Origin of the sequence: Halomonas sp. OfavH-34-E, from assembly GCF_024124525.1 — a bacterium.
Classification (GTDB): Bacteria; Pseudomonadota; Gammaproteobacteria; order Pseudomonadales; family Halomonadaceae; genus Halomonas; species Halomonas litopenaei.
Map to the genome: position 1 here is coordinate 1 of NZ_JAMXRY010000006.1, position 16,062 is coordinate 16,062.

The window sequence follows — 16,062 nt, forward strand, 5'->3', positions numbered from 1 at the left end:
CAAGCTAGGATCGTTTCCGCTCGACTTGCATGTGTTAGGCCTGCCGCCAGCGTTCAATCTGAGCCATGATCAAACTCTTCAGTTTAAAGTCTGATAGTCCGTTAAGCGGACCAAACTTGGCTCAAGGCTCAAACGTCTCGTTTGACGAGTCGCTTGCCTTGATATTTCAGTGACAGTGTCACTGACTCATCGGCAAGCGCCCACATGAATTACCTGATCAAATTATTAAAGAGCGTGCTCTGGGCTCTACAAGGAGCTTAAAGAGCGTCTCGCTTTGCTGCGCTGCAGCCCGAAGGCTTGTCACAGCGCCCTGCGAGGAAGGCGTATTCTACAGAATCGAAGCGTTTCGTCAAGGCTTTCTTTTTTCGCCGTGCAAGCGACGCCTGCAGGACCCAAGAGAAAGCGAAGCGAGCCTGACGCGCATCCTGCGATACCGTCCTGGCGACTCCGATCGAGTGGCGAGCATTTTACCGATTTCTCGTTGCCCGTCAAGTGGAGAATTTTTCGAAGACTTGAAAAAGCCTTTTCAAAACAATCACTTTACCACCCTTCACCGCCTGTGACGTTTGCTCGTCGCCGGCAGCGGATGCGTACTTTACGCATCCCCTCCGCCCTTGGCAATACCCTTATGCAAAAAAGTTCATCGAGCTGTCTTCGGGGCGTCATCGACAGCGGTTCAGGCTTCAGTCGCGACCTGGAGCAGGGCCTTACAGCGAGACGGTGCGCTCTTCCGATACGCCCCCTTGAGCAGTCGGCTGACTCGCGCGGTCCAGCAACTCCAGTATGGAGTGATAGGTAAGACCGGAGTGCTGGGTCATGCCCATCTCGCAGGTTCTCGAATTGGAGACACCAAAGTCACAGCCCGCCACCTGCCCCGACAGATCGCGCAGCGATGAAGCCGTCAGTTCCGGTACGCGCAAGCCCTTGTCGCCGGCAAATCCGCAGCAACTGATACCATCCGGCACCACCACCTCCCTGGCACACGCACGCGCCAGCTCCACGAAGGAGTCGGTCAGCCCCTTGCGATGGCTGGAGCAGGTCACGTGCACCGCCACCTTGCAGTCCAGCGGCGTCACCTCCAGGCGCGGCAACAGGTGGTCATGGGCGAAGGCCACCGGCTCCTGCACCTTCAAGCGCTCATCCAGATGCCCCTCGACCTGCAAGCTGCAAGGACTGGTATCGAACAGCACCGGGAAACGACCGTTCTGGCTCGCGACCAGCAACTCCCGGTTGAGTTCGCGCGCCTTGTGCGTCGCCTCGTTATCCATCCCTTTAGAGGAAAACGCCATCCCGCAACACAGGTGGCCTGGCATTTCGGGAATGATGACGTCATACCCGGCTCTGTCGAGCAGACTCAGTACGATCTCCATCACCGCACGCGCCGAGTCGTCCCGCTTGTCGGCGCCAAACACCCGAGTGGCGCAGGAAGGGAAGTACACCACCGAATCGCGCGGCCCCTCGGTGGACGATGCGCCCGCCGATGGCCGCGACGACTTGAGCACCCGAATCGGGGCGGCGGCGGGTATCGCCGGTATCCACTGTGGGACACGCTTGCCGCTGGCCTTGTGAACACCCTGACTGGCTCGGGCCATCAAAGCGTCGCCGATGATCCCACGCCCCAGGCTGGCCGCACGCAGGCCGCCCCGGACAAGCTTGGTAGCCCCGGAGAAGTGACGCCCGATTCGCCTTGCCAATTCCTGCTTGCCGACATGACGTTCCTGGCGCATGGCGAGCACCATCTCGCCGGTATTGATACCGACCGGGCAGCGCGTCCCGCACATGCCATCGGCGGCGCAGGTGACATCGATATCGTAAAGCGCACTCTGCTCGAAGGCATCGCGACGCTCTCGCTCTTCATCGCTCAACTCATCCAGGGCTGCCAGGCGAGCTCGCTCGCGGGTCAGCACGATGCGCTGGCGAGGCGTCAGCGTCAGCTCGCGTGAAGGACACACGGCTTCGCAGAAGCCACACTCGATGCAGCGATCGACGATGGGGTCGGCCTCGGGCAATGGCTTCAGATTTTCGAGGTGCAGCGTCGGGTTGCGCGTCAGCATCACATCGGGGTTGAGCAGATGGCCCGGATCGAACAACGCCTTGATCTGCCACATCAGAGCATAGGCCTCTTCGCCCCACTCCAGCTCCACAAAGGGTGCCATGTTGCGGCCGGTGCCGTGCTCGGCCTTGAGCGAGCCACCGAAGTCCACGGCTACCAACTGGGCCACGTCGGCCATCAGCGCCTGGTAGCGCTCCTTCTCCCCCGGACGCTCAAAGCCCTGAGGGAAGACGAAGTGCAGATTGCCTTCCAGGGCGTGACCAAACAGCAGGGCGTCGTCGTAGCCATGGCGCTTGAACGCCTCGGTCAGGGCGGCGACACCCTCCTCCAGCCGTTCGATGGGAAAGGCCACGTCCTCGATCACCACGGTAGTTCCGAGATCACGCACAGCACCGACGGCGGGGAACAGTCCCTTGCGTACCTTCCAGTAGAGCGCGTAGCTGACCGGGTCTTCGGTGAAGGCGATGGGCTCGAGGGTCGTGATGCCTTCCAGCGCCTGGCCGACCTCCTCGATACGCGCCTCCAGCCGAGGCCCATCCTCCTCGCGGACATCCACCAGCAATGCCGTGGCGCCGTCCGGTAGCTCACGCAGCTGCTCCGGCATGCCCGGCTGCCGCTCCACCGAACGCAGCCCCGCACGATCCATCAGCTCCACCGCCGCCACGCCGGTGCCACGCAAGGCGATGGTGGCACGGCAGGCGCTGCCGAGATCCGGGAAGAAGATCAGGGCGGCGGCCTTGCGTGGCGGCTCCGGCACCGACTGATAGGTAATCCGCGTGATACAGCCCAGGGTACCCTCGGAGCCGATCATCAGGTGGGCCAGGATGTCCACACCGTCACGGAAATCCACCAGGCTGTTGAGAGCGTAGCCGGTGGTGTTTTTCAGGCGATACTTGTGGCGAATGCGCTTGGCCAGCTCGAGATCGGTGCGCACATTGGTCGACAGTCGCTCCAGCCCATCGAGCAGGGCCGCATGGCTTTGACGAAAGGCTGCCACGCTGTCGGCATCGGCGGTATCCAGTACCGTGCCATCGAGCAGCACCATGCGCAGGCTGTCCAGGGTCCGATAAGTATTCTGGGCGGTGCCACAGCACATGCCCGATGCATTGTTGGCGGCGATGCCGCCGATCATGCAACTGGCGATGGACGCCGGGTCCGGCCCGATCTTGCGCCCAAAGGGCGCCAGCAGCTCGTTGGCCCTGGCGCCGATAACACCGGGCTGCAGGTCAATTCTGGCACCGTCATCGAGCACCCTGGCATCGCGCCAGCCACGTCCCAGCTGAATCAGCACCCCATCGGTGATGGCTTGACCGGACAGCGAGGTACCTGCGGCGCGGAAGGTCATCGGCCAGTTGCCCTCGCGGCAGGCGCCAATGACTTCGACAAGCTCCTGTTCGGTCTCCGGCCTCACCACCAGGCTCGGCACCAGCCGATAGAAGCTGGCATCGGTACCGTAGGCCAGCCGGCGCAGCGGATCCTGGACCAATCGCTCGATGGGCAGGCGTTCGGTCAGCATCGCCGTCAACTCATCGATGGAAATGCTGGGCTTGGTGGTGGTGATGGCCGTCATGGTGCGCTCCCTGTCTGATTATTCGCTATTGCAGCCGTTCAGATACTAAAACGCCACTCCGAAGAGTGGCGTTTGGCGTTAGGGGTTAGCCCCTGACGTCGATCTGGACGATGCCGCCGCCCCCGCCATAGCCGCTGACGGTAACGTCATAGACACCTGGCTCCAGACGGGTTTCGATCAGCGACCCGAGTTGGGTACTGCCACCGTCGTCGTCCTGGAAGAACACGCCCTCACCCTCGAGCTCCAACAGCGTATCCACGGCGTCGGACTGAGTCTCGATGCTGATGACGCCAGCCTCTTCGACCACCAGCTGGTAGTTGAGCCTGCCGCTGGCATCGAGTTGACCGTAAAGGGTCTCGCCGGTGCGAATCTCACCCTCGGAGCGCAGTTCGCCGCTGAAGGGCGTCTGCGACAGGCTCAGCGAGTAGGTGCCGGAGCCACTGAAGCTTCGCGCATCGACACTGTAGGTACCAGCCTCGAGGATCGCGCTGATACGCGAATTGGTACCCGAGCCACCATCGTCATCGCTGGTGTCGATTCCTTCGCCGCGCAGGCCAAGCATGGCGTCGAAGGCGCTGGAGTTCATCTCCAGGGTCACCTCTGCGGCGTCTTCCAGGGTGAAGCTGTATTGATTGACACCGCTGGCCCCCACCATGCCGCGCACCGTGTCTCCCTGCTGCAGCTCACCGCTGTTGCGCATTTCGCCATCGAAGGCAGTGACGTCGGTCTCCAGCCGGAACATGCCGGAAGCGACACCCGAGTAGCTCGCCACCTCGATGCGATAGCTACCGGGCTCGAGCACCTCGCTCAGCCGCGAATTGGTACCACCGCCGCCGTCATCGTCGCTGAGCGACACACCGTTGCCCTCAAGATAGAGCTGGGTGTCGAAGGCAGAGGACGACAGTGCAATCGTCACCTCGGAGGGCTGCTCGATGTCCAGGGTGTAGGCATTGGGTTGAAACCCGCCGGCCATGCCCTGCACAGACTCACCTGGCTCGATGGCCCCTTCGTTCTTCAACTCGCCGTCGAAGGGCGAGGTCGAAAGCTCCAGCGAATAGCCGCCGGACTCGCCCCCGTAGCCGCTGACCACCACCCGGTAGTCGCCCGGCATCAGCACGCTGTCGAGATGAGAGTCGGTACCGCTGCCCGAATCATCGACCTCGATATTGGTCTGGCCGCCGCGTACCCGCAGCACGGTGTCGAAATCGCTGGAGGCGAGCGCCAGATTGACGCTGGTGGGCTCGTCGATCTTGAGGCTGTAGGTGTTGCTGGAGGAGGCGTCGGCCAGGGTACCGGTGATGCTGTCACCGGCGCGCAGTGGTCCGGCATTACGCTCGCCGCTGGAAAGATCGGCTTGCTGCATCGACAGACGATAGCCGTCACCGACGCTGACGAAGTCATCCTGGCATTCCACGTCCACGCGTTCCTTGACCGGCTGACCAGGCGTCACACGCACCTCATAGTCACCAGGATCGAGGAACGCCTTCAGGGTCTGCTGGTCATCACCGCAGCGCGCGGCCTTATGCTCGACACCATTGCCACTGAGCACCAGCGATGCGTCAGACGCACCGGCAAGCACCAGAGAGACCTGGCGAGCCTGCTCGAGCGAGAAGCTGTAGCTCGCCGCCTCGCCTCCCAGCGCCCCGACGACGTCCTGGTCGTCGCCCAGCGTCTCGGATGCCTGGGCCTCAGTCGGCTTCAGCGAGTAGGGGCCAAAGCCTGCCATGTCGTCGCTGCTGACGACCACCAGCGAGCACCCCTCGGCGGAAGACAGCAACAGCGATGCCGGCGCCTCCTGGGTGCTGCTCGCACCTCCCTGCCACTTGCCGTCTTCGGAATACACCGAGAGGCTGGCGGCAAAGGGTGAATCGAGCCGGTACAGCACACCAGATTCGGCCTCGCCGCAGACCCAGCGACGGTCGTGGCGCGAGCCATCCTTGAGGTTGATCCCGCTTTGCGAGGTCAATTCGCCCTCAATCGCTTCGCCCAGCGCAACATCCGGCGCCTCGACAAACCGCCCGCCCTGGCTACCGCCGTCGTCCTGGCATCCGCTCAGCAAGACCGCCATGGACACCCCGCTGATCACCAGCAAAGGGGAAATGGCCTTGCAAAGTGGGCGTTTCGACCCCGGACACTGCTGCTTGGACATGCCTGCCTCCATCAGTTGAATTTCGCTTCCTGCGCCGACAACAGAACATCGTCGGGAACGCACACTATAGCCAACTTGCATGACGCGCGTCAGGACGCAAACCACTCCGATGTCGCAGGTGTCGCACGCGAGCACGGTGAATCAGGCGTCGCGCAGGATGACCACCAGTTCTCTTGGACCGTGTACGCCGTAAGCCAGCGTCTGCTCGATATCCGAGGTCTTGCTCGGCCCCGAGATCAGCAGCGCATTGGTCGGCATGGCGCTCGCCCAGCCTTGCCCGGTGACGACATCGAAGAAGGTGTCTTCGACGCTGTCGGCATCGAGCACGGCGATATGCACAGGCGGCACCAGGCTCAGCAGACGCGGTTCATCCGGGGTCGGCCACAGCCACAGACTGCCGGTCTCGGCGATGGCGCCACGGGTGGACGTAAGGCCAGCCTCGACGCCGTCGAACAGCTCATGCTTCCAGCCCTCGATGTCACGGTCGGCGTCGACCAGCTCGACCTCATGATCCGCCAGGGCCTCACGGGCCTGCTGCGCTACCGGATGCTCCCGGCCCAGCGCCAGGCGCTTGACGCCTTTGTCCGCCAGCACCCTGGCGAGGGTCTCGGTCCAGCCGGCAGAGTCACAGTGAATCACCTCGCCATGCACCGAGGAGATCCAGTGCTCGAAGCGCTCGAGTCGTTCGTGGCGCGACCACTGGCGCCCGGTGACCACGCCGAAGTCGCTGTCGGGGGCCGACAGCGGTCCGCCCTGGCGATCGCGCAGGCGACCCAGAATGTTGTCTCTGGCACTCATTCGCCCTTCTCCTTGCGATGACGCTTGATCAGCGTGTGAAGTGACGTCTTGGCCGGCTTCGGGGCGCTGCGGTACTGCGTCCAAGGCCCCAGGTGGGACGGCGCCAGCGCACGGAAGCTGCCGGCGACCAGGGTAGCGCCTCGCCAGGCTCCGGGATGGGTAGCCAGCCACTGCCAGCTCTTCCATGCGGCGACCTCCTTGCGCGAGCGCTTGACCCCGGCACCGGGCACATTGCCGACGCCGTCGCCCACGGCCTCACGCCGCAGACGCACCAGCAGGTCCGGAATCGGGATCTTGACCGGGCACACCTCACCGCAGGCGCCGCACAGGCTCGACGCCGACGGTAGATCCTTGGTCGCTTCAAGCCCCATGAGGTGCGGCATCAGGATGGCGCCGATCGGCCCCGGGTAGGTGGTGCCGTAGGTGTGACCGCCGACCCGGGTGTACACCGGGCAGTGGTTCATGCAAGCGCCGCAACGGATGCAGCGCAGGGTGTCGAGCAGTTCATCGTCCTGGTAGACCCGCGAGCGACCGCTGTCGACCAGCACCAGATGCACCTCTTCGGGACCGTCGTGTTCGTCGGCCTTGCGTGGCGAGCTGATCATGTTGAAGTAGGTGGTCACGTGCTGGCCGGTGGCAGAGCGCGTCAGCAGGGCGTAGAGCGGCGGCACGTCGGCCAGGTGCTCGACCACCTTCTCGATGCCGGTCACGGCGATGTGCACCGGCGGCGCGGTGGTGGTCAGGCGCCCGTTGCCCTCGTTCTCCACCAGGCACAGGGTACCGGTCTCGGCCACCGCGAAATTGACCCCGGACACCCCGACATCCGCCGTCATGAAACGCTCGCGCAGCTGGGCCCTGGCCGCTGCGGTCATCGCGTCCACGTCGGTGGTGCGCTCGGTCCCGGTGCGCTCGTGCATGATGTCGGAGATTTCGCCAGTATTGAGGTGAATCGCCGGCATGATGATATGAGACGGCGTCTGCTCGTTGAGCTGCACCAGGTACTCGCCCAGATCCGACTCCAGGGCATCGATGCCAGCCTTCTCCAGGTGGGCGTTCAGGTGCATTTCCTCGGACACCATGGACTTGCCCTTGATCACCGAGGACGCACCATGACGCTGACAGACCTCGGTGATCAGCTCGCAGGCCTGCTCGCCATTCTCGGCCCAGTGCACGCGGATGCCATTGGCCTCGCAGTTGGCCTCGAGCTGCTCCAGCAGGTCGGGCAGCTTCGACAGCGCACGTAGCCGGATATTGGCCCCCAGCTCACGCAGGGTCTCCAGGTCCCAGTCGTCGAAGGCCTTGCGACGCTTGCCCATCAGGCCGTCCATCGCCTTGCGGAAGTTGGCACGGATCTGCGGATTCTCCAGCGCCTCGTGGGCCTGGCGATGGAACGCCTCGGGAGTAAAGGTCTGAACAGGCTGGCTCATGAGGTCCTCCGCCACAGATAGGAAGCGATGTGCTCGCCTTCGAGCGTGCTGTCGCGGTGGGCCAGACGCCCGGCGATGTTCATCAGACAGCCACAGTCGGAGGTCACGAAACGCTCGGCGCCGGCGGCTTCGATGGCACGACTCTTGTCTTCGACCATGGCACCGGACACCTCCGGATGGCGCACCGCAAAGGTCCCGCCGAATCCACAGCATTCGCTGGCCCGCTCCTGCTCCACCAGCTCGACCTGGCCGAGCTTGGCCAGCAGCGCGGGGCCGGTCTCGGCGAGGCCCATTTCGCGACGGGCGCTGCACGAGGTATGCATGGCGACCTTCTCCGGCGCGCCTCGATCCTCAAGCGTCAGGTGGCAGACGTGCACCAGGAATTCGGTCAGTTCGAACACCCGATCAGCGACCTCCCTGGCCCTTGCCTCCTCGGGGGTGCCGGCAAACAGCGAGGGATAGTGGGTACGCATCATGCCGCCGCAGGAGCCGGACGGCACGATGATCGGCCAGGGCTCGGGGAACAGATCGAGCTGGGCCCTGGCCACCGCCCTGGCCTCGGTGTGATAGCCCGAGGTGTAGGCAGGCTGGCCGCAGCAGGTCTGGTCGTCGGGGAAGATCACCTCGATCCCTTCCCGCTCGAGCAGCCGAACGGCATCGAGGCCAGCCTCGGGATAGAGCATGTCGATCAGACAGGTTCCGAACAGGTAGACCTTGTCGGGGCGAGGGGGATAAAGCTTGACGGCGGTCATCGCGGGGTCCTCAGGGTCAGGCACGGCAGGACGTTGTCGTTGTTCCCGGTATCAATAGCGGCACAACAGAGGCGAGCAGGCTACCGCTGCACGCCTCGTCTGGACCGCCGGAACCGAGGCCCCCGGAGCATCATCGGTCTTGCCAACGACCGCCAGGGATAGAGTTGGAGTAAATTGGTAAAACCAATTGACAACGCCGAATCTAGGCACAGTAGGTTCGCTCTTCCAGAGTGTCAAACCAGACGCCGATTTTTGCTCGGACTTTGCGCTATACTTTGGTCTATGTCTCGATGGCCGTGAACGTAACAGGTTGATAATCCGGGAAGAACGAGGATCAGAATAGGCAACAGGACAACCTCGTCTATTGGTAATACCAATTAGTTGTCGTTACACTGGCGGCCTCGTTCCCACGTCGATGATAAACCGCCATGGCCTACCAGCCCGTGCGCCAGCCTCGCCTGGCCGATGTGATCACCGAGCGCCTCGAGGCGCTGATTCTGGAAGGCAGCCTGACCCCCGGCCAGCGCCTGCCCCCCGAACGCGAACTGGCCGAGCGCTTCGGCGTCTCGCGCCCGTCGTTGCGCGAAGCGATCCAGAAACTGGCCGCCCGCGGCCTGCTGGTCAGCCGCCAGGGCGGTGGCACCTATATCACCGAGGCTCTCAACAGCGGCTACAGCGACCCGCTGCTGGAGATGCTGTCTCGCCACGGCGAGTTCCACCTGGACCTGCTCGAATTCCGTGACGCCATGGAAGGCCTGTCAGCCTACTATGCGGCGCTACGCTCGACACCCACCGACAGGGCGCTGTTGATTCAGCGCTTCGAAGAGCTCGAGACGTCCTTTCTCGGCGAGGACCCCCAGGGTGAGGCCAAGGCCGACGCCGCCTTCCACCTGGCGATCGCCGAGTCCGCCCACAACGTCCTGTTGCTACACACCATTCGCGGCATCTTCCACCTGCTGGAACGCAGCATCGTCGACAATCTCGCCCATCTGTTCGAGAAGCCGGAGGCACGCCCCCGCCTGATGCAGCAGCACCGGGCACTGCTCGACGCTATCCTCGAGGGGCGCGCCGAAGACGCCCAGGCGCTGGCCCACGAACACCTGGTCTACGTCGAAGAGGGTCTGCTCGAGATGGAGCGCGCCGAGACCCGCTCGCAGCGAGCGCTGCGGCGTGCCCAGGTCATGCCGCCGCGCCGGTCGCGCTAGTCGATGCGACGCTGGTCACGCTGGCTGAATCGCCGCACCCTGGCGCTGGCGCTGGCGCTGGGTCTCGCCCTGGTGCTTTGGCAGAGCGCCACCCTGGCCCGTGAGCAGGCGCTGGCCTCGCTCAAGCGTGATGCCGATACCGAACTCCGGCTTTCCGCCACTGGCCTGACCGGTTACCTGTCACGCCACGAATACCTGCCGGAACTGCTCGCCACCCGGGAAACCGTCAAGCGATACCTGAGCGCCCCGGACGGCCAGGACGTGATGCCACTCAACCGACTGCTCAACCGCTTCCGCAGTACCACCGGCGTCTCCGATATCTACCTGCTCGACGCCGAGGGCACCACCCTGGCGGCCAGCAACTGGCACCGCCCCGACAACTTCATCGGCCAGAACTATCGTTTTCGCCCCTACTACCAGGACGCCATCGCCGGGCACTACGGCCGCTTCCACGGCCTCGGCGTGGTATCGATGGATCGCGGCTACTACTTCTCGGCGCCGGTCTGGCTCGACGAGGTCAATCCCGACGCCACCCCGGCCGGGGTCATGGTGGTCAAGGTCCGCGTCGATACGCTGGAGGCGAGCTGGCAGAGTCCGGGGACCAGCCTGCTGGTGGTGGACCAGAACGGTATCGTGTTCATGGCCAGCCAACCCGAGCTACGCCTGACCTCTCTCACCCCGCTGGCGCCACCGCGCCTGGCCGAGCTGCGCGACTCGCGGCGTTACGCCGATGAAGCGCTGAAGCCGAGCGGCCTCGAGGTCGTCGATCACCTCGCCAACGACGCCAGACTGGTGGGCTTCGACAGCGGCCCGCTGGCGTCCGGGCACTACCTTGGCGTCACTCGGAACTTTCCCACCCTGGGCTGGCAGATGCATATCCTCAAGCCCATGGCCCCGGTGATCGAGGCCCAGTGGCAGGCGATGCTGATGGGGGGTGGTCTATACGGCCTGCTGGCGCTGGCCGGAGGCATCGGCTGGCAGCGCCACCGACTGCGCCGGGAGCGCGAAGCCTTCGCCGAGCGTGAGCGCACCACCCTGGCGCAAGCCCGCGACGAACTCGAGCGCAACGTGGCCAGCCGGACCCGCGACCTGCTCGCCACCAATCGCCGGCTATCCGACGAAATCGAGGAGCGCCGACGCACCGAGGCGACTCTGCGCCAGACCCGTGACGAGCTGACCCAGGCCGCCAAACTGGCGGTGCTCGGCCAGCTCGCCGCCGGCATCAACCACGAGCTCAATCAGCCACTGGCGGCCATCCGCGCCTACGCCGAGAACGCCCGGGGCTTTCTCGCCCGACAGCGCCACGACACCGTCGACGCCAACCTCGGCGAGATCATCGAACTCACCGGCCGCATGGCCGAGATCAGCGCCCAGCTACGCCAGTTCTCGCGCAAGAGCGGTGAGCCGCCAAGCCCGGTGTCGACCCGCGCCTGCCTCGACTACGCCCTGCGCCTGTTCAAGGCACGCCTCGGCGAGCAACAGGTCGAGGTGGTGTTCGACACCCCGGAGGAAGCGCCCTGGGTACTGGCCGACCTGGTCAGACTCGAGCAGGTGCTGGTCAACCTGATCGGCAATGCCCTTCAGGCCATGGCACAGACGCCGTCACCACAGCTGATACTGGGCGTGGCCGCCGCCGATGGCCGCGCCAGGCTATGGGTCGACGACAACGGCCCCGGCGTCCCCGAGGACCAGCGCCGCCAGGTGTTCGAGCCCTTCTACACCACCAAGGCCCCCGGCGCCGGACTGGGGCTCGGGCTGTCCATCTCCGCACGGATCATCGATGATCTCGGCGGCCGCCTGCAGGCCGGTGTCTCGCCTCTGGGCGGAGCACGCTTTACCATCGAGCTGCCCCAGGCCGAGCACGTCCTCCCGCCCCACGATGAGAGCCACGCCACATGACCGACGAAGCCCCCGTGATGATCATCGACGACGAAGAGCACCTGAGGGTCACCCTGGGCCAGACGCTGGAACTGGCAGGCTATCGACCACTGCCCTTTCCCAGCGCCGAACAGGCCCTGGCCACCCTGGACCGGGACTTCAGCGGGGTGGTGATCAGCGATATCCGCATGCCCGGCATGGACGGCATGAGCCTGCTCAGAGAGATTCGTCAGCGCGACCCGGACCTGCCGGTGGTACTGATTACCGGTCATGGCGATGTATCCACAGCGGTGGAGGCCATGCGGGAAGGCGCCTGGGACTTTCTCGAGAAGCCGTTTCCCGGTGAACGCCTGGGCGAGGTCGTGCGGCGAGGCGTGGAGAAGCGTCGACTGAGCCTGGAAAACCGCTTCCTCAAGGCCGAGCTCGAGGCCCAGCAGACCGCGCCAGGCCCACGTCTGGTAGGGCGCACCCCGGCGATCAAGCGGCTGTCGTCGATGGTCCAGCGCATCAGCCAGGTCGAGGCCGACGTGCTGCTGTTCGGCGAGACCGGCGCCGGCAAGGACCTGGTGGCCCGCGCGATCCACGAGCGCAGCGCCCGCGGCGGCAAGCCCTTCGTCGCCATCAACTGCGGTGCGGTGCCCGAGAGCACCATCGAATCCGAGCTGTTCGGCCACGAGAAAGGCGCCTTTACCGGCGCGGTGGAGCGGCGCATCGGCAAGTTCGAGCATGCCGCCGGCGGCACCGTCTTCCTCGACGAGATCGAATCCATGCCGCTGGCGCTGCAGGTCAAGCTGCTGCGGGTACTGCAGGAGCGCCAGGTCGAGCGCCTGGGCAGCAATACCCCGGTGACACTCGACATTCGGGTGATCGCCGCCACCAAGATCGACCTCAAGACGGCCGCCGAGGCCGGCGAGTTCCGCGAGGACCTGTACTACCGCCTCAACGTGGTGACCCTGATGATTCCGCCGCTGCGCGAGCGCCGCGAGGACATCCCGCTGCTGTTTCACCACTTCGCCGCGGTGGCCGCCAGCCGCAGCGGCATGGAAGCGCCGCCGCTGGACGCGGCCGGCGTCACCGCGCTGCTGGCCCACGACTGGCCCGGCAACGCCCGTGAACTACGCAACCTGGCAGAGCGCTACGTGCTGCTCGGCAGCACCTGCGACTACCGCCTCGACGCCTTGATGGAAGGCGTCGGCAGCGACGGTGGCGAGCTGCCGCTGCCCCAGCAGGTGGAGCTGTTCGAGAAACAGCTGGTCAGCCAGTCGCTGGCCCGCCACCACGGCCGTATCAACGAGGTCTGCGAGCACCTGGGACTCCCGCGCAAGACCCTCTACGACAAGCTCAAGAAGCACGCCCTCAAGCCCGACGACTATCGCCAGCGCCCCGACACCAGCGCCACGCCCTGATCGACCAGCCCCTGCAGCGCGTCCCAGGACGGCAGCCAGGGCGCCAGACTCAGGGTCACGCACAGCATCGCCAGAGAGTTGCCGGGATCGCCCCAGTCAAACGGTTTGAAGGCGGTGCCGAAGGAACGTTTCAGTCGCGCCCCGTTCAGATCCACGCTGTAGAGCTCATCGAGCAACAGATGGATGGCAAAGCCAAAGGTCAGGGCGCCGCCGTGGGCCCACGCCATGGCGTCCGGTGGTGCGAACAGATGGTGGCTGAGCGCCGCGGTCGCCAGGCCGCACATGGCCGCGGCCAGTAGCGAGTGCCAGAGCCCCCGGTGGACGGTGAAGCGGGCGAAGATCGCGCCGGCCACATAGCGCACCGCCAGATAGATGGCGCCGCACACCAACAGCAAGGTGCCGTCGGAGAACCGCTCCTGCAGCATCACCGCGCCGGCCACCACCGCCGGCACCGCCATCAGATTGAAGATCAGCCGGATCGCCTTGGAGCTGTCGGAGTCGATATCGGGGAGGATGCCGCCCAGGGTCGTCAGCGCCAGCATCGGCAGGCTGTCGAGCGCCGACCACAGCCCCGCCTGCCAGCCGCCATGGGCCAGCACCGCGCCGCCGGCGGCGGCCACGCTGAGGTGGGTGCGGAAGTTGGCCATGCCGGGCGGGCTCCTCGAAAAGGCATATACTGGATAAATGACCAGATTATCGCCCGGCAGTTCAATAGAAACAATTGGTTGGAAACATACTGGATAAAAAAACACGGACCTGCGCGGGCAGATCCGTGTTCTTCACCACTGCGGCTCTGCCGTCAGCCCTCGGCCGAGGCCAGGTACTGATCCTTGAGCTTGACGTAGTTGCCCGCGGTGTAGGGGAAGAAGGCGCGCTCTGCATCCTTCAGCGGGCGCAGCGCCTTGGCCGGGTTGCCGGCGTAGACGTGGCCGCTTTCCAGGCGCTTGCCGGGGGGCACCACCGCACCGGCGGCGATGATCACCTCGTCCTCGACCACCGCCCCGTCCATGACGATGGCGCCCATGCCGACCAGGATCCGGTTGCCCAGGGTGCAGCCATGCAGCACCGCCTTGTGGCCGATGGTGACTTCATCGCCGATGGTCAGCGGCCAGCCGCCTTGATTGAAGTCGCTGGCGTGGGTGATGTGCAGCACGCTGCCGTCCTGCACGCTGGTGCGCGAGCCGATGCGAATCCGATGCATGTCACCGCGAATCACCGCCATCGGCCACACCGAACAGTCGTCTCCCAACTCCACGTCACCCAATACCATGCACTGGGGGTCGATATAGACCCGCGTGCCCAGCCTGGGGCTTACGCCCTGCCAGGAACGGATCACCGGATAACCCGGCGCACCATCGTGCGCTTCCGTTGCCACCCTGTCTGCCATCGCTGTCTCTCCTGAAGGTTGTGCGCCGGTCGGTCGCGGCACTACAGCAGACCGCTGAACAGCACCACCAGTACCAGCGGAATCGATACCCAGCGTACCACGGCGCGCCACACGCGAAAGCCATTGGGCCCCGCATCCAGCGCCCGCAGCGCTTCCTGCTCAGGCATCACCCAGGCGGCAAAGATGGCGATCAACAGACCGCCCAGCGGCAGGAATATCTCCGGCGGGATGGTGCTGACCACGCCGAAGAAGTTCATCTCGCCGATCAGCTGGACATCGCTCAGACTCGAGAACGACAGCACGCACAACAGCCCCACCAGCCATACGCACAGGCCCACCGCCAGGGCGGCCATGCGCCGCGACAGCCCCCAGCCCACCAGGGTCGAGACCATCGGTTCGGCCAGGTTGATCGATGAAGTCCAGGTCGCCAGCAGCAGCAGCAGGAAGAAAAGTCCCAGCCAGAAGGGACCACCGGGCAGCTCGGCGAAGGCCACCGGCAGGGTCACGAATACCAGTCCTGGACCCTCCCCCGGATCCATGCCCTGGGTGAACACCACCGAGAAGATCGCAATACCGGCCAGCAGCGCCACCAGCACATCAAGTACCGCCACCGCGCCGGCGGCGCCAGGCAGGCTCTGGTGGTCGGGCATATAGGCGCCGTAGGCCATCAGCGCGCAGGCCCCCACCGCCAGGGTGAAGAAGGCATGTCCCATGGCGTGCACCAGCACCATCGGCGTCAGCGCCGAGAAATCCGGGGTGAACAGCCAGGCCATGGCCGGACCGAAGCCGTCCATGGTCACGGCGTGGCCGGCCAGCACGATCAGCAGCAGGTAGAGCGCCGGCATCAGCAGGTTATTGAGGCGCTCCAAGCCCTTGGCCACGCCGGCGGCGACCACCACCATGGTCATCACCAGAAACAGCGTATGGTTGAGCGTCATCCGCAGCGGGTCAGCCAGGAAGGCGTCGAAGCCTGCGCCGATCTGCGGCGCACTCTGGCCTGCGAAGCCTCCGCTGAAGGCCTTGACCATAAAGTCGATGGACCAGCCGGACACCACCGAGTAAAACGACAGGATACAGAACACCGTAAAGGCGCCGAACAGCCCCAGCCACTTCCAGTGGCTCGAGGTGCCGCGCTGACGCGCAAGCTCAGCGAGCGACTGCATCGGGCTGCGCCGACCGGCCCGGCCGATCATGATCTCTGCCATCATCACCGGCAGGCCCAGCACCACCACGAAGCCTACATAGAGCAGCAGGAAGGCGGCGCCCCCGTTCTCCCCGGTGATGTAGGGGAAGCGCCAGATATTGCCAAGACCGACGGCGGCCCCGGTCACGGCCAGGATAAAGGCGCGGCGCGAACTCCAGCGTTCCAGCGTTTGGTTCATGGTCTTTCGGTGTCCAGATCGAGAAAAACGAAGGCCGCAAGACTAGCACATTGAA

The 16,062-nt window shown here is 64.9% G+C and carries 11 protein-coding genes and 1 rRNA gene; 3 read left to right on the forward strand and 9 right to left on the reverse strand.

The genetic code is table 11. From position 1 onward, the window contains the following. From NH448_RS04020 to NH448_RS04045, 6 genes are all read right to left on the reverse strand, one after another. Positions 1 to 85, reverse strand: a 16S ribosomal RNA gene (locus tag NH448_RS04020); the annotation flags it as partial. 622 nt (positions 86 to 707) lie between these two features. Beyond that, entirely contained in the window at positions 708 to 3,623 is a 2,916-nt protein-coding gene (locus tag NH448_RS04025; RefSeq protein WP_253028423.1) for an FAD-binding and (Fe-S)-binding domain-containing protein, read from the reverse strand. Between the two features lie 85 nt (positions 3,624 to 3,708). Continuing rightward, positions 3,709 to 5,772, reverse strand: a complete 2,064-nt coding sequence (locus tag NH448_RS04030) for a hypothetical protein (RefSeq protein ID WP_052704308.1) — start codon at positions 5,770 to 5,772, stop codon at positions 3,709 to 3,711. A 141-nt stretch (positions 5,773 to 5,913) separates the two neighbouring features. Then, positions 5,914 to 6,570: a lactate utilization protein C gene (locus tag NH448_RS04035; protein ID WP_045992222.1), complete on the reverse strand. Its 657-nt coding sequence runs from the start codon at positions 6,568 to 6,570 to the stop codon at positions 5,914 to 5,916. Beyond that, on the reverse strand, positions 6,567 to 7,997 hold the full coding sequence (locus NH448_RS04040) for a LutB/LldF family L-lactate oxidation iron-sulfur protein (RefSeq protein ID WP_045992223.1): 1,431 nt from the start codon (positions 7,995 to 7,997) through the stop codon (positions 6,567 to 6,569). The genes NH448_RS04035 and NH448_RS04040 overlap by 4 nt, the downstream gene beginning before the upstream one ends. Next, the gene (locus NH448_RS04045) at positions 7,994 to 8,749 is read right to left on the reverse strand and encodes a (Fe-S)-binding protein (RefSeq protein WP_045992224.1); all 756 of its coding nucleotides are present in this window, start codon (positions 8,747 to 8,749) and stop codon (positions 7,994 to 7,996) included. Before NH448_RS04045 ends, NH448_RS04040 begins: the two co-directional genes overlap by 4 nt. 428 nt (positions 8,750 to 9,177) lie before the next feature. Here NH448_RS04045 and NH448_RS04050 point away from each other — a divergent pair, with 428 nt between their 5' ends. Genes NH448_RS04050 through NH448_RS04060 form a run of 3 tightly spaced genes read left to right on the forward strand, consistent with a single transcriptional unit; the run spans position 9,178 to position 13,238 of the window. After that, positions 9,178 to 9,954, forward strand: a complete 777-nt coding sequence (locus NH448_RS04050) for a GntR family transcriptional regulator (protein WP_045992225.1) — start codon at positions 9,178 to 9,180, stop codon at positions 9,952 to 9,954. Between the two features lie 3 nt (positions 9,955 to 9,957). Beyond that, a complete protein-coding gene (locus tag NH448_RS04055; RefSeq protein ID WP_045992226.1) occupies positions 9,958 to 11,853 on the forward strand; it encodes an ATP-binding protein in 1,896 nt (631 codons plus the stop codon). Then, positions 11,850 to 13,238: a sigma-54 dependent transcriptional regulator gene (locus NH448_RS04060; protein ID WP_045992227.1), complete on the forward strand. Its 1,389-nt coding sequence runs from the start codon at positions 11,850 to 11,852 to the stop codon at positions 13,236 to 13,238. The genes NH448_RS04055 and NH448_RS04060 overlap by 4 nt, the downstream gene beginning before the upstream one ends. Here NH448_RS04060 and NH448_RS04065 read toward each other — a convergent pair. The 3 genes from NH448_RS04065 to NH448_RS04075 form a co-directional block, all read right to left on the reverse strand. Further along, on the reverse strand, positions 13,202 to 13,885 hold the full coding sequence (locus NH448_RS04065; RefSeq protein WP_045992228.1) for a metal-dependent hydrolase: 684 nt from the start codon (positions 13,883 to 13,885) through the stop codon (positions 13,202 to 13,204). The two genes, NH448_RS04060 and NH448_RS04065, sit on opposite strands and share 37 nt — an antisense overlap. A gap of 152 nt (positions 13,886 to 14,037) precedes the next feature. Further along, on the reverse strand, positions 14,038 to 14,625 hold the full coding sequence (locus NH448_RS04070; RefSeq protein WP_045992229.1) for a gamma carbonic anhydrase family protein: 588 nt from the start codon (positions 14,623 to 14,625) through the stop codon (positions 14,038 to 14,040). A 41-nt stretch (positions 14,626 to 14,666) separates the two neighbouring features. After that, entirely contained in the window at positions 14,667 to 16,007 is a 1,341-nt protein-coding gene (locus NH448_RS04075; RefSeq protein ID WP_222569884.1) for a sodium-dependent transporter, read from the reverse strand. Positions 16,008 to 16,062: the final 55 nt, after the last annotated feature.

Coding starts and splice junctions, on each gene's coding strand:
- NH448_RS04025 (WP_253028423.1), bottom strand. CDS start 3,623: ATGACGGCCATCACCACCACCAAGCCCAGCATTTCCATCGATGAGTTG.
- NH448_RS04030 (WP_052704308.1), bottom strand. CDS start 5,772: ATGTCCAAGCAGCAGTGTCCGGGGTCGAAACGCCCACTTTGCAAGGCC.
- NH448_RS04035 (WP_045992222.1), bottom strand. CDS start 6,570: ATGAGTGCCAGAGACAACATTCTGGGTCGCCTGCGCGATCGCCAGGGC.
- NH448_RS04040 (WP_045992223.1), bottom strand. CDS start 7,997: ATGAGCCAGCCTGTTCAGACCTTTACTCCCGAGGCGTTCCATCGCCAG.
- NH448_RS04045 (WP_045992224.1), bottom strand. CDS start 8,749: ATGACCGCCGTCAAGCTTTATCCCCCTCGCCCCGACAAGGTCTACCTG.
- NH448_RS04050 (WP_045992225.1), top strand. CDS start 9,178: ATGGCCTACCAGCCCGTGCGCCAGCCTCGCCTGGCCGATGTGATCACC.
- NH448_RS04055 (WP_045992226.1), top strand. CDS start 9,958: ATGCGACGCTGGTCACGCTGGCTGAATCGCCGCACCCTGGCGCTGGCG.
- NH448_RS04060 (WP_045992227.1), top strand. CDS start 11,850: ATGACCGACGAAGCCCCCGTGATGATCATCGACGACGAAGAGCACCTG.
- NH448_RS04065 (WP_045992228.1), bottom strand. CDS start 13,885: ATGGCCAACTTCCGCACCCACCTCAGCGTGGCCGCCGCCGGCGGCGCG.
- NH448_RS04070 (WP_045992229.1), bottom strand. CDS start 14,625: ATGGCAGACAGGGTGGCAACGGAAGCGCACGATGGTGCGCCGGGTTAT.
- NH448_RS04075 (WP_222569884.1), bottom strand. CDS start 16,007: ATGAACCAAACGCTGGAACGCTGGAGTTCGCGCCGCGCCTTTATCCTG.